Below are 14,328 nucleotides of genomic sequence, written 5' to 3' on the forward strand. Positions count from 1 at the left end.
AATTATGCCAACAATTTTAGTTTTAGAAGATGAAATGCCTATTCGTAGTTTTATCGTCTTGAATTTGAAACGTGCTGGATTTTATGTGTTAGAAGCTAGTACGGGAGAAGAGGCGTTACAGATTTTATGTGAACATACTGTTGATGTAGCATTACTTGATGTAATGTTACCAGGAATTGATGGTTTTCAAGTTTGTAAATCCATCCGGGAAGAAAATAAAAAAATAGGTATTATTATGTTAACCGCACGCGTACAAAATGAAGATAAAGTACAAGGACTAGGAATTGGTGCAGATGATTATATCGCAAAGCCGTTTAGTCCAGTGGAATTAACTGCACGTATACAATCGTTACTAAGGAGAATAGAAGTACATGATGAAAAAGCGAATATCATCATATCTGGCCCATTTTCGTTAAATGTAATAGAGGAAAGACTATATAAAGGTGGACAATTAGTCGATTTAACCCCTACAGAGTATATGATATTACAGTATTTGATGAATCAGGCTTCAAAGCCGGTTTCACGTGATGAAATTTTAAATATGATTTGGGGAACGAATTATGTAGGTGAGACGAAAGTAGTAGATGTAAATATGAGGCGGTTACGCCAAAAAATAGAATGTAATCCATCAGAACCTGAATTTATTCTTACTGTGTGGGGAAAAGGATATGTGTGGAAGGAAAGTATAAGATGAAAAGAAAAGTGACTTTATATTTTATGACGGTCATTATACTTATGCTTGTATTATTTGAAGTCGTATTTTCAGTCTCAATTTATCGATATTATTATAATGGTATTGTGCAATATATAGAATCTCATGCGAAGACAAGTACGCGATTTTTCTCTGAATACAATTCACTATACTTTATTCGATTGCAAGAATACAGCGGGGATATAATTGAGAGCTTTCAGTTAGAAGGAACCGAATTACAATTAATTGATCGGCATGGTACGATTATACAATCGTCAAGTGGACAAAAGGTAGAAGGTAAAGTAGTTATTCCATATTCGTTACTAGAAGGAGAAATGTATCATCAAGTGACTGCTACGAAGGACAATGTGAAACAATTGGAAGTGATTAGTCCACTTATTCATCAAGGACAAACGATCGGTGCTTTGAAATATACAACTGTTTTAACGAATGTAAATGCAAAGATTATTGAAATTATTATGTTTACTATTTCAGTTGGAATTGTCATTTCTGGTATCGTATTCTTAATCAGTAGACGATTAGCGAATTCGTTTGTTAAACCTATCGAATCTATTATTCATGCTTCTTCACAAATTGCAGAAGGTACATTAAAGAAGAAAATTAAAGAGGATTATCCAGGGGAATTAGGTGAGTTGGCACATAGTTTAAATCATATGTCTAATAAAATAGAAAAAGCGGAACAGATGAAAAATGAATTCATTGCTTCTATTTCTCATGAAATACGAACGCCTTTAACTGGAATTAAAGGTTGGAGTGAGACGTTAAAAACGGTAGATCATTTAACAGAAGAAGAGATAAAGCAAGGTATGGGAATTATATCAGGTGAGACAGACCGATTGATTCATTTAGTAGAAGAATTGCTAGATTTTTCAAGATTACAATCAAATCATTTCAATTTATATAAACAAAAGGTGCAAATATACGATATACTAGAGGAGACGATTTGGCAATTAACTCCTAACGCTGAAGAGAAAGAAATTCAATTTATTAATACGATAGAAGGAATTGAATTGATGGGAGATCGAAATAGGCTAAAGCAAATTTTCTTGAATATTGTTCAAAATGCTATTAAATATTCACATGATAAAGGTACAATACACATTGAAGCGACTAACAATGAAGGACAAGCAGTGATCAAGGTGAAAGACGAAGGGATTGGAATTGCTAAAGAGCATTTACCATATATAGAACAGTCATTTTACCAGATTAATAACCATGCTACAGGTGCTGGTCTCGGTTTAGCTATCGTTAAAAAAATGGTGGAGCTTCATGGAGGTACACTTAGTATTATAAGTAAAGAAGGAATAGGAACAACCATTTTAATAAAACTCCCATTATAATACATAAAAAGTCTGTTTATATAGTGTAATAAAATAAATAGATGTATAATTATATTGGGTGATTTATATATAAGATTAATAGGGAGAGGAATTCGATAGAATGGAAAAAGCTTTTAAAATTAAACGAGTAGTAGTCGTTTTAATAGCGATTGCAGCAGTAGCTATTGGGTATTTCATGTTTCAATCCATTACTTCACCAGCAAAGGCTGTTGCAAAACAAGAAAATGTAGTACAGCTTGCAAGTGAACAACCGAAAGTAGAAATGAATAAAACGGCACCAAGTCGTTTTAATGGAAAAGAAAGAAAAGTTGCTTATCTTACATTTGATGATGGCCCAGGGAAATATACGGCTGAATTGTTAAATATGTTAAAACAGCATGATGCGAAGGCGACGTTCTTTTTAATTGGAGCGAATGTAAAAGAATTTCCGGATTTAGTGAAACGTGAAAATGCAGAGGGTCATTATGTAGGTATGCATAGTATGACACATAATTTTGCAAAGTTATATAAAAATGGCGAGTATGTAAATGAAATGAAAGAAGATCAAAGCTTAATCGCAAATATTATTGGAAAATCACCTAAATTAACACGTCCACCATACGGTTCGATGCCTGGATTAAATGAAGGTCTTCGAAATAAAGTGGTAGAGGGCGGTTTTAAAGTATGGGATTGGACAATTGATTCATTAGATTGGAAATATAACAAAATGCAAGTTGATGCAGCGGCAGCACAAATTGCTCAAAATGTAATAACAAATGCAACAAAACCACAGGAAGTCATTTTAATGCATGACATTCACCCACAATCAGTTGCTGCTGTGCCAGCAATTTTAAAAGGGTTAAAAGAAAAGGGTTATGAGTTTGAAGCTTATCATGAAGAGAGTCACTTCTCAGTGAATTTCTGGCATGATAACCGTATGTAATGGAGGAATGAACGTTGAAGTATGGAAAAGTAGCAGTAGTTGGAGCACTATCAGTAGGACTATTAACAGGTTGTTTCGGTGAAAAACCAGAAGAAAATCTATACACAGCTTTTGAAACAGCAGCGACACAAGAAAAATCATTAGTTGATGAAGCGAAGAAATTAGAGAAATTAGAGAATGAAGGTCAAGAGCTATATTCTCAAATTTTACAAGAAGGTAAAGATCATAATGACGCTGTTATGAAGAAAATAGAGCAAGCTACTGCAAATGTAGATGACCGTGAAAAAGTATTGAAAAATGAGAAAGAAATGCTAGAAAAAGCTCAGCAAGAAACAAAATCTGTTCAAGGAAATATAGAGAAGCTTGAAGATAAGAAGTTACAAAAACAAGCGAAAGCAGTAGAAGAGTCGTATAAAAACCGTTATGATGCATTCCAAAAGATGAATGAAAATTATACGAAGGCGTTAGCGACTGAAAAAGAACTGTATGAAAAATTAAAAGTAAAAGAAACGAAATTAAAAGAGATTGGTGAAAAAGTTAAGGCTGTTAACGAATTAACTGTGGAAGCACAAAAATCAAAAGAGCAATTTAACAATTTTACAAATGAGTATAATGACAGTAAATTAGCATTCTACAAAGATGCAGAGATTAAGATTAAAGATCAGAAATAAAGAAGAATCTTAAGCATAATAAAAAGCCGGAGAAACATCGTTACAAATGTTTTTTCGGCTTTTTACGTTAAATGAATAGAAAAGACTGGAATTGATATCATAAAAGAGTTATAGTGAATTATTCCAAGGGAAACATTGTAAAGTAAGGAGAATGGAAATATGTCATATGAATTTTTACTCAAATTAGGTTTAGCACTCTTTTTAGGATTATTCATCGGGATAGATAGGCAGCTAAAGAATAAACCGCTTGGTGTGAAAACAAGTATGGTTATTTCTGTAGCAAGTTGTTTAATTACGATGGTTTCAATTGAAGCCGTACATGTATATTCTGTTCCAGGGCATACAAATATGGATCCAATGCGTCTAGCTGCTCAAATTGTGAGTGGGATTGGTTTTCTTGGGGCAGGTGTTATTTTACGAAGAAGTAATGATGTTATTTCTGGATTAACGACAGCTTCTATGGTGTGGGCTGCTTCAGCTTTAGGTATAGCAATTGGGGCAGGCTTTTATTTACAAGCGACGGTTGCAATGATTTTAATTATTTTAGCAATTAACGTACTTCCACAACTTGTGAAAATTGCAGGCCCGTATTCATTAAGACAAAAAGATTTATCTATAAAAATTACTGTAAAAGAGCATCATGAGTTAGATGGTATATTTAAGCAAATTAAAAATTTAGGTATGCATGTGAAACGCGTAAAAATTAAAGATATAGATGGTGGAGCATTTCAGCAATTGGAAATGGTTATTTTAGCTCCAGAAGATTTATATACAACAGAGTTATATAGTTCCCTGAAAGAGATTGATCGTGTTGTTTCAGTTGAAGTGGAAAGTAGATAATTGTGATAAAAAAGAGTGAAGTGCATTCACTCTTTTTTTATTTGGATTTTTAAGGAAAAAAATTGATATAATGATGAATAACAAGGGGGGAGAAATGATGGAAATACATATTAGAAGAGCGATAAAAGATGATATACGAGGTATAGCAAAGGTGCATGTTGATAGCTGGAAAACAACATATAAAGGGATATTTGCTGACGAATTTTTAGAAAATATAACATATGAGCAACGAGAAAAACAATGGGAAAACATTTTTCAACAAGAAGATACATACCAATATAGATTTGTAGCAGAGACGTCAGATGAAACAATAATCGGATTCATTGACGGGGGAGTGGAAAGAAGTGGTGCATATAATTGTGATGGGGAATTATATGCAATCTACCTTTTAGAAGAATATCAAGGAATGAAAATAGGACAAAAGTTATTTCAAGCTTTATTATCGGAATGTATAAACAATGATATGCAATCACTTTTAGTATGGGTTGTTACGAATAATCCTTCTAAAAATTTTTATGAAAAATTTAATCCAGAAAAAATTGATACGAAATTTTTAGAGCGAGTACAGGTAGAAGAGACAGCCTATTGTTGGAGAGATTTGAATTTGTTATACAAACAGTTATATATCTTTGTATAAATAATAATATTATGTAAACAAAAAGCGAAGAAAAATATACCAAATCAGGTATACCTTTCTTCACTTTTTGATGGATTTATAAAAAATAGTAGCTAATTAGTTTGAAAATAAGAATTTTTTTTAGTGTATTTTTAACTAGATTAAAGAAAAAAAAGAAAAAAATAAAAATTGTATTTCATAAAAAAATTCTGAAATATACTATTGAATTGAATATCATTATCAATTAGAATCATAGTTGATAACGATATTCAATTGTTGTTAATTATATAAAATCTCGATTGCTTTAATATAAAGAGGAGGACCAACATGCAGCATGCGAAACAAATCGCAGAACATGCAACATTACAAAGTTTTTTAAACTGTTATTTAAGAGAAACAGGGAGTGGAGAATGGATTACAGAGGATGAAAGAATAGAAAGCATCTTCAGTAATACGTTGAATAGAGATACAGTCCCCACATATTTATGTTGTCGGCTATCGGCACAGAACGTTACTTTGTATGGAGAAGTTATATATAATTCAGCAACAGATCGCCATTTATTTGGAGAACAGTTTTACTATCAAATTGGAGAAAGTAATTCTGTTATTAAAGCTGATTACGTTACAGTGATTACGTTCTTAATAAAAGAGATGTCTATCAACTACGGAGAAGGGACGAATCCTGCTGAACTTATGCTTCGAGTTATTTGTAGTTGTCAAAATATTGAAGAATTTACAAAGGAGAGAATAGAAGATACATCTGCATTATACGGTTTCCATACATCCTTTATAGAAGCGGAGCAATCTTTATTATTTGGACATTTAACTCATCCAACTCCAAAGAGTAGACAAGGTATTTTGGAGTGGAAAAGTGCCATGTATTCTCCAGAATTAAAAGGAGAATGTCAGCTTCATTATTTTAGGGCACATAAAAGTATAGTAAATGAAAAATCATTACTATTAGATTCTACAACAATAATTCTAAAAGAAGAGTTACGTAATGATGAGATGGTTTGTAAAGAATTTATATCGAAGTATTGTAATGAAGATGAATATTCATTACTTCCAATTCATCCGCTTCAGGCAGAATGGCTATTACACCAACCTTACGTACAGGATTGGATAGATCAAGGAGTACTTGAATATATCGGTCCAGCAGGTAAGTATTATATGGCAACATCATCACTCAGAACGTTATATCATCCTAAATCAAAATATATGCTTAAGTTTTCATTTCCAGTAAAAGTAACAAATTCAATGCGCATTAATAAATTGAAAGAACTAGAGAGTGGTCTTGAAGGAAAGGAAATGCTAAATACAGCAATTGGTGAAGTGTTAGACAAGTTTCCAGGTTTTGATTTTATTTGTGATCCAGCATTTATTACATTAAATTACGGGGCAAAAGAATCTGGATTTGAAGTAATTATACGAGAGAATCCTTTTTACAGTGAACATGCAAATGACGCTACTTTAATTGCTGGATTAGTTCAAGATGCTATACCTGGGGAACGTACTCGTTTATCGAATATTATTCATCGACTAGCAGATTTAGAAGGTAAAAGCTGTGAAGAAGTAAGTTTAGAGTGGTTTAGACGATATATGAATATTTCTTTAAAGCCGATGGTATGGATGTACTTACATTATGGTGTTGCATTAGAAGCGCATCAGCAAAATAGCGTTGTTCAGCTAAAGGACGGTTACCCGGTCAAATATTATTTCCGTGATAATCAAGGTTTTTATTTCTGTAACTCAATGAAAGAGATGCTTAATAATGAGTTAGCTGGTATTGGAGAACGTACTGGAAATTTATATGACGACTATATTGTAGATGAGAGATTTCGTTATTACTTAATTTTTAATCATATGTTTGGACTCATTAATGGATTTGGTACAGCTGGATTAATTAAGGAGGAAATTCTTCTCTCGGAATTAAGATCTGTACTTGAATCGTTCCTTCCTTATAACCGTGAACCTTCGACCTTTTTAAGAGAATTGTTGGAAGAGGATAAGTTGGCATGTAAAGCAAATTTATTAACGAGATTTTTCGATGTCGATGAGTTAAGTAATCCTTTAGAACAAGCAATTTACGTACAGGTACAGAATCCTCTCGTTAGAGAAGTGGCTGTCCGTTCATAAATAACGTTAAAATTTCACGTAATACAAATAATGGTATTTTTCATAAGGTGGAGGAGTTATGAGAGTGGACATATATCATACGAGAATATTGAAAGCGCTTGAATCAAAAGATTACATTTCAGTACGAAGAAGAGTGTTACGTCAATTAGTAGAGTCGTTAATTTATGAAGGGATTATTACGCCAATTCGCATAGAAAACGAAGAACAAATTCTTTTTCTTATACAAGGACTTGATGAGGACAACAGAATTGTCACGTACGAATGTTACGGAAGAGAACGAATGACATTTGGACGCATCTCTATAGATTCATTAATAGTAAGAGTTCAAGAGGAAAAACAAGAAATACAATCAGTTTCACAATTTTTAGAAGAAGTTTTTCGGGTTGTTAACGTAGAACAAACGAAATTAGATTCTTTTATTCACGAATTAGAACAAACGATATTTAAAGACACGATTGCACAATATGAAAGACATAATAAGGTGAAATATACCCAAAAATCGTACGATGACTTTGAAAGCCATTTAATAGACGGTCATCCATATCATCCTAGCTATAAAGCACGCATTGGGTTTCAATATCGTGACAATTTTCAATATGGATATGAATTTATGAGACCAATAAAAATTATATGGATTGCAGCTCATAAGAAGTATGTGACTGTAGGTTATGAAAATGAAATGATCTATGACAATATTTTAAAAGGTGAGATAGGCGCGCATACATTAGAAACGTATATGGAACGAATTCACAGTGCGGGATGTAATCCAAAACAGTACGTGTTTATACCTGTTCATCCTTGGCAGTGGGAGAATTTCATCATTCCAAATTACGCTGATCATATACAGGATAAAAATATAATTTATTTAGGAAAATCAGCGGATGATTATTGCGCGCAACAATCGATGAGGACGTTAAGAAATGTTACGAATCCAAAGAGACCATATGTAAAGTTATCGCTGAACATACTTAACACTTCAACACTCCGTACGCTGAAACCATATTCAGTTGTGAGTGCACCAGCTATATCGAATTGGTTAAGTGATGTCGTAAGTCAGGATTCTTATTTAAGGGATGAATCGCGCATTATTTTGTTAAAGGAATTTTCGAGTGTAACGTATGATACGAATAAGAAAGCCACATATGGTTCATTAGGGTGCATTTGGCGTGAAAGTGTTCATAACCATTTAGATGAGCAAGAGGATGCGGTTCCCTTTAACGGCTTATATGCAAAAGAGAAAGACGGGATACCAGTTATTGATGCATGGTTAAACAAATATGGGATAGAAAATTGGCTACGATTACTGATTCAAAAAGCGATCATACCAGTTGTACATCTTGTTGTAGAGCATGGAATCGCATTAGAATCACACGGACAAAATATGATTTTAGTTCATAAAGAAGGGCTACCTGTCCGTATTGCATTAAAGGATTTCCATGAAGGACTTGAGTTTTATCGTCCATTCTTAAAAGAAATGAATAAATGTCCAGACTTTACTAAAATGCATAAAACGTATGCGAATGGAAAAATGAATGATTTCTTTGAAATGGATCGTATTGAATGTTTACAAGAGATGGTACTAGATGCACTGTTCTTATTTAATGTAGGAGAATTAGCTTTCGTATTTGCGGATGAATATGATTGTAAAGAAGAAAGTTTTTGGATAATAGTGGTCGAAGAAATTGAAAATCATTTTAGAAAATATCCACACTTGAAAGATAGATTTGAAAGTATTCAGCTATATACTCCTACATTCTATGCTGAGCAATTAACGAAGCGTCGATTATATATGGATGTGGAATCGCTTGTTCATGAAGTTCCAAATCCATTGTATAGAGCAAGGCAACTTATCAAACAAAAATCAGTTGTTACAGGGGGAAATTATGCTAATCGTTAATAAACAAGAGTATAGCAAAAGTGATTTTGATTTGAGATTACAAGTTTATGAGGAAATGGAACAATTTCAAGAAGCAGAAGGAAATAGATTTGCTCTTTGTCTGAAAGATCCATTCGATATTATTACGCTTGTGTTTTTCTTAAAAGAAAAGAAATCCTCAGTATTGCTTATACATGAAGATACGCCAAAAGAAACGGCTATTGAAATGGCAAAGCGTGCAAATTGTATCGGGATTTTATATGGAGAATATGGCGATTTTACGAAATTAGAAGTAGTGAAAGCTTTACTAGAAGAGCCCTCTTTATTGCAATATAGTTCTGGTACAACAGGAGAACCGAAACTGATTCGTAGAGCATGGACGGAAGTGGACACAGAAATTACTGCTTATAATGAAGCTTTAAACTGTGAAGTAGATGAAGTGCCGGTCGTTATGGCTCCTGTTTCACATTCATACGGATTAATATGTGGTACGTTATCCGCAATTACGCGGGGAAGCAAACCTATCATCATTACGAATAAAAATCCTAAATTCGCATTAAATATAGTTCGCAATACAGAAAAACATATCATATATGCAGTACCACTTATGTTACATATTATGGGGAGTTTCCCACAAGGAACGTTTCAGTTTCATAAAATTATGACATCCGGAGCGCCTTTGCCAGAAGCATTGTTTTATAAACTAAAAGAAACGACAACATATATGATGCAGCAATACGGTTGTTCTGAAGCGGGTTGTATTAGTATATGTCATGATATGAAAAGCCATTTAGATTTAGGAAATCCGCTACCTCATGCGAGTATAAGCATAGGTTCAGATGAAAATATGCCTGAAGAAATCGTAGTGAAAATGAATGATAAGAAAATTTTCACAAAAGATTTGGGATATAAATCTGAGCGTGGCCTTCATTTTATGGGACGCATGGACGATGTGATTAACGTTTCAGGATTGAAAGTCTTTCCGATAGAGGTAGAAGAAACAATACTTCGATTAGAAGGTGTTCAAGAGGCCATTGTATATCGAGGGAAACATCCTGTCATGGGCGAAGTTGTTAAAGCGAAAGTAATCTCTCATGTTGATCCAGTGCGAATAAGAGAATGGTGTATGCAGCATTTACCATCTTATAAAGTTCCGCATGAGATTGAAAGTGTAACTGAAATTCCGAAAAATAAAACTGGAAAAGTAAGTAGAAAGTTACTAGAGATGGGAGAGGTTACAGCATGAAACGTGAAACATTAAAAAATGAAGTTTTGAAAATTATGACAGGGAAAATGGAACTCAAAAACGTTACGCATTTAGAAGAAACGATGCGCTTAAATCAAGATTTATATATAGATTCGGTAATGATGTTACAGCTCATTGTATACATAGAAATGGATGTAAAGTTATGCGTTCCGGAGGATGAGGTAGACCCAAAAGCGTTTCTTACTGTAGGATCTTTGCTTGATTTTATGGAGGAGTTACAGCCGGTATAAGAAGTAAATGTGAATAATTAACCTTTAGGAAAGTGGATGAGAATATGACTTCAATTAAAGTTCACTGTTTAGTGAGTTGTTTTTGTGAAATTATAAAAAGGCGTAGCGATATAGATTTCCGTCCATTTTATTTTGGATTATGGGACGGAGATTTTGATATAACAGAAGGCGGCATTATTTCGTATCACTCCGAAAATATTAACCATGATAATTATTTATTATGGTATGAAAAATTGTACGGTATGAAAGTGAACGAATGGTATGATCATGCAAAAGGTAAAGATAGCAATGTAGAAACGTTTTTACAATTAGTAGAAAACAAGCCAGAAAATCGCTATGTCATTGTAATGGTTGATATGTCTCTATTGCCAGAGAGGGAAAATAAATTTCATCAAAAACCGTTTCCGCATTATTTAATGATATCGAAGACAGAGAAAGAAGAAGAATGGTTCATGCTAGATCCTGATTTTCGCTGGGAAGGGAATATGGAAAGAGAAAAAGTGCTTCACTCTGTTCAAGATAACCCATTTGGTGGAGGGTATTTCATTGATGTAGAAGAAATTCAGGAGCCAACAGAAGAAATGGTAGCGAGTTATTTCATAGAAACTTTCAAAAGAAATGACAATGAACTGACTATGGAATTGAAAAATTTAATTATAAAAATGGCAAATGAAGAAGAAGGTTATTCGCTTTCGGGTCTTGTAGCGGCAGCGAAGCAAATACCAGTACTTGCAATTCGTAAATATAGTTATGAACATGCCTTTGCATACTTCCGTGAAACGTTGCAATATTCGGAGCAAGAGTTTGATTATTGGTGTGATCGGGTAGAGGATATTGTACAAGGATTTACAAATGTACAGTATCGAGCAATTAAAATGGCGATGACGAATAATAAAGGCATGTTATTATCAATTGTTGAAAAGTTGGATGAAATGAATGCAATTGAACTGCAAATTAAGGCTGAATTAGAGAGACAGTTTTTATCATGGAAAGAAATGAAAACAAACGAGTCTGTCTTAGCGTTTTAAAAACCTAACTGAATTTAAGATAAGGGAGTTCAAACCTATGAAATATTCATTATGTACTATTTCCTTTCGTCATCAATTAATTTCATTTACTGATATTGTTCAATTTGCATATGAAAACGGTTTTGAAGGAATTGAATTGTGGGGGACGCATGCACAAAATTTGTATATGCAAGAGTATGAAACGACAGAACGAGAATTGAATTGTTTAAAGGATAAAAGCTTGGAAGTTACGATGATAAGTGATTACTTAGACATATCATTATCGGCAGATTTTGAAAAAACGATAGAGAAATGTGAACAACTTACAATATTAGCTAATTGGTTTAAAACAAACAAAATTCGTACGTTTGCTGGACAAAAAGGTAGCGAAGATTTCTCGGAAAAGGAGAGAAAAGAGTATGTGAATCGTATTCGCATGATTTGTGAAGTATTTGCTCAGCATAATATGTATGTACTTTTAGAAACACATCCAAATACGTTAACGGATACGCTGCCTTCTACTTTGGAATTATTAGGAGAAGTAGATCATCCGAATTTGAAAATAAACCTTGATTTTCTTCATATATGGGAGTCTGGTGCAGATCCAATAGACAGCTTCCATCGACTAAAGCCGTGGATACAACATTACCATTTTAAGAATATATCGTCAGCAGATTATTTGCATGTGTTTGAACCAAATAATGTATATGCAGCAGCGGGAAGTCGAATTGGTATGGTTCCATTATTTGAAGGTGTGGTAAATTATGATGATATTATTCAGGAAGTGAGAAATACTGACCATTTTGCTTCACTCGAATGGTTTGGACATAATGCGAAAGATATATTAAAAGAAGAAATGAAAGTATTAACAAATAGAAATTTAGAAGTAGTAACTTCTTAATATAAAATGATGTAAGAGTCTCTCATTGTAGAGACTCTTTTTTTAAAATATAAATAACCAAAAATTACCATGTATTTAAATTAAAATTTAACACAATTTATATATAAATAAGGAGGTGATTGGTAATGGCTAGAAATCGTAACTCTAATCAATTAGCATCACATGGAGCACAAGCAGCTTTAGATCAAATGAAATATGAAATTGCACAAGAATTTGGTGTACAACTTGGCGCTGATACTTCTTCACGTGCAAACGGTTCTGTAGGCGGTGAAATTACAAAACGTCTAGTAGCGATGGCAGAACAACAACTTGGTGGCGGATATACTCGCTAATTGTAGAAGGTTATAGGAGAAAGGAAGGATTCTTCCTTTCTTTTTTTTTCAATTAATTGGTATGAATATATTGCGAACTGGATTCAAAGAATAGGAATAATACTATATTTTCCCCAATTTCTTTTGTTGTGAATGGGAAGTAGTAAAGATGTAATAGCCCTGGTGGAATGAAAAATTACGTTCCAGCAGGGCTATTATATGGTCAGAAATATACGATGAAAGGGTTCCGAAGCCAACATGTTAAAAAAAGAAAACTGTTGTTTAATTGCGCTTGCATCAGTTCCACTTGTTATGACATTAGGGAATTCAATGCTTATTCCAATCCTACCGACTATCGAAAAGAAATTACATATTTCATCGTTTCAAGTATCCATGATTATTACAATTTACTCTATTGTAGCCATTTTACTTATACCGATTGCTGGTTATTTATCAGATAGATGGGGACGAAAGATGATAATGGTTCCGAGTTTGCTGATTGCGGCTATAGGCGGAGCGGTAACAGGTTGGGTATCATGGAAAGTTGATAATCCCTACACTTGGATACTGATTGGTAGAGCGATTCAAGGTATTGGTGCAGCTGGTGCAATGCCAGTTGTTATACCTTGTGTTGGTGATTTATATAAAGATGAAAAACAAGTTAGTACAGGTTTAGGAATCATTGAAACATCCAATACATTTGGAAAAGTGCTGAGCCCTATTTTAGGATCTGCTCTTGCTGCCATTGTATGGTTCTTACCATTTTGGGCGATTCCAGTTTTATGCGTAGTATCAATTGTTTTGTTACTTGTTCTAGTAAAGGCAAAGAAACAAGAAGGAGAAGTACCACCACTTAAAGAGTTTATAAAATCGATTATCTCTACGTTTCGAGAAAAGGGAAGATGGTTAATTGCCATTTTTGCATTAGGTGCAATTATTATGCTTATTTTATTCGGAATTCTCTTTTATTTGTCGACGATACTGGAATCAAAGTATGACATTCATGGTGTATGGAAAGGGTGTGTACTTGCTATCCCGCTACTTGTACTGTCACTTAGTTCATATATGGCCGGTAAAAAAATTGGAGATAATCAAAATGTTATGAAGAAGTGTATTTATATTGGTTTTTTAATGGCAGCTGCATCAGTCATCATTCCTTTATTTATAAAAGGGATTTATTTACTACTTCTTTGTCTCGTTATCATGGGGATAGGAATTGGTATGGCACTCCCATGTTTAGACTCCCTAATTACACAAGGAATTGAAAAGGAGCAAAGGGGAACGGTTACATCTTTTTATAGTTCCATGCGATTTATCGGTGTAGCAGCTGGCCCACCTCTATATTCTTTTTTCATGAAAGGTGCTGACCATGAAGTGTTTTATGTAACAAGTATTTTCGCTGGTATTGGTGCCGTTATAGCAATGATTTGGATTAAACCAGCAAAAGATGCAAAGAACGTAAAAGAGAAATCGGAACCTACTTCATAATTTGTAAGAGA

General features: G+C 33.6%; 14 protein-coding genes. All 14 read left to right on the top strand.

All coding sequences use genetic code 11. The features are described from left to right. Positions 1-4 precede the first annotated feature (4 nt). The 14 genes from QCI41_RS28385 to bcbE all read left to right on the top strand — a co-directional run bounded on the left by QCI41_RS28385 (position 5) and on the right by bcbE (position 14,317). A complete protein-coding gene (locus QCI41_RS28385; RefSeq protein WP_353836061.1) occupies positions 5-694 on the top strand; it encodes a response regulator transcription factor in 690 nt (229 codons plus the stop codon). Then, complete coding sequence (locus QCI41_RS28390; RefSeq protein ID WP_046959175.1) at positions 691-2,052, top strand: sensor histidine kinase; 1,362 nt, start codon at positions 691-693, stop codon at positions 2,050-2,052. Before QCI41_RS28385 ends, QCI41_RS28390 begins: the two co-directional genes overlap by 4 nt. A gap of 100 nt (positions 2,053-2,152) precedes the next feature. Continuing rightward, entirely contained in the window at positions 2,153-2,974 is an 822-nt protein-coding gene (locus QCI41_RS28395; protein ID WP_046954997.1) for a peptidoglycan-N-acetylglucosamine deacetylase, read from the top strand. A gap of 14 nt (positions 2,975-2,988) precedes the next feature. Continuing rightward, complete coding sequence (locus QCI41_RS28400; RefSeq protein WP_353836060.1) at positions 2,989-3,645, top strand: YkyA family protein; 657 nt, start codon at positions 2,989-2,991, stop codon at positions 3,643-3,645. A 159-nt stretch (positions 3,646-3,804) separates the two neighbouring features. Continuing rightward, on the top strand, positions 3,805-4,485 hold the full coding sequence (locus QCI41_RS28405; RefSeq protein WP_000119501.1) for an MgtC/SapB family protein: 681 nt from the start codon (positions 3,805-3,807) through the stop codon (positions 4,483-4,485). A 97-nt stretch (positions 4,486-4,582) separates the two neighbouring features. Then, positions 4,583-5,122 (top strand): GNAT family N-acetyltransferase, encoded by a 540-nt coding sequence (locus QCI41_RS28410; RefSeq protein WP_353836059.1) that lies wholly within the window; start codon positions 4,583-4,585, stop codon positions 5,120-5,122. A 306-nt stretch (positions 5,123-5,428) separates the two neighbouring features. Further along, the gene (locus tag QCI41_RS28415; RefSeq protein WP_353836058.1) at positions 5,429-7,237 is read left to right on the top strand and encodes an IucA/IucC family protein; all 1,809 of its coding nucleotides are present in this window, start codon (positions 5,429-5,431) and stop codon (positions 7,235-7,237) included. A 58-nt stretch (positions 7,238-7,295) separates the two neighbouring features. Further along, positions 7,296-9,134, top strand: coding sequence for an IucA/IucC family protein (locus tag QCI41_RS28420; RefSeq protein WP_353836057.1), 1,839 nt, complete (start codon positions 7,296-7,298; stop codon positions 9,132-9,134). Continuing rightward, positions 9,121-10,359 carry a 3,4-dihydroxybenzoic acid-AMP ligase AsbC gene (gene asbC / locus QCI41_RS28425; protein ID WP_088093107.1) on the top strand — a complete coding sequence of 413 codons (1,239 nt, stop codon included), beginning with the start codon at positions 9,121-9,123 and terminating at the stop codon, positions 10,357-10,359. Before QCI41_RS28420 ends, asbC begins: the two co-directional genes overlap by 14 nt. Next, positions 10,356-10,610, top strand: a complete 255-nt coding sequence (gene asbD, locus QCI41_RS28430) for a petrobactin biosynthesis protein AsbD (protein WP_060490056.1) — start codon at positions 10,356-10,358, stop codon at positions 10,608-10,610. The genes asbC and asbD overlap by 4 nt, the downstream gene beginning before the upstream one ends. Before the next feature lie 44 nt (positions 10,611-10,654). Beyond that, positions 10,655-11,638: a petrobactin biosynthesis protein AsbE gene (gene asbE, locus QCI41_RS28435; protein WP_353836056.1), complete on the top strand. Its 984-nt coding sequence runs from the start codon at positions 10,655-10,657 to the stop codon at positions 11,636-11,638. 37 nt (positions 11,639-11,675) lie between these two features. Continuing rightward, positions 11,676-12,518, top strand: coding sequence for a sugar phosphate isomerase/epimerase family protein (locus tag QCI41_RS28440; protein ID WP_353836055.1), 843 nt, complete (start codon positions 11,676-11,678; stop codon positions 12,516-12,518). Between the two features lie 125 nt (positions 12,519-12,643). Then, positions 12,644-12,850, top strand: coding sequence for an alpha/beta-type small acid-soluble spore protein (locus tag QCI41_RS28445; RefSeq protein WP_000113545.1), 207 nt, complete (start codon positions 12,644-12,646; stop codon positions 12,848-12,850). A 237-nt stretch (positions 12,851-13,087) separates the two neighbouring features. Next, a complete protein-coding gene (gene bcbE, locus QCI41_RS28450) occupies positions 13,088-14,317 on the top strand; it encodes a bacillibactin exporter BcbE (RefSeq protein ID WP_000913349.1) in 1,230 nt (409 codons plus the stop codon). Positions 14,318-14,328 lie beyond the last annotated feature (11 nt).

The organism is Bacillus cereus group sp. MG4 (assembly GCF_040460055.1).
GTDB lineage: Bacteria > Bacillota > Bacilli > Bacillales > Bacillaceae_G > Bacillus_A > Bacillus_A wiedmannii.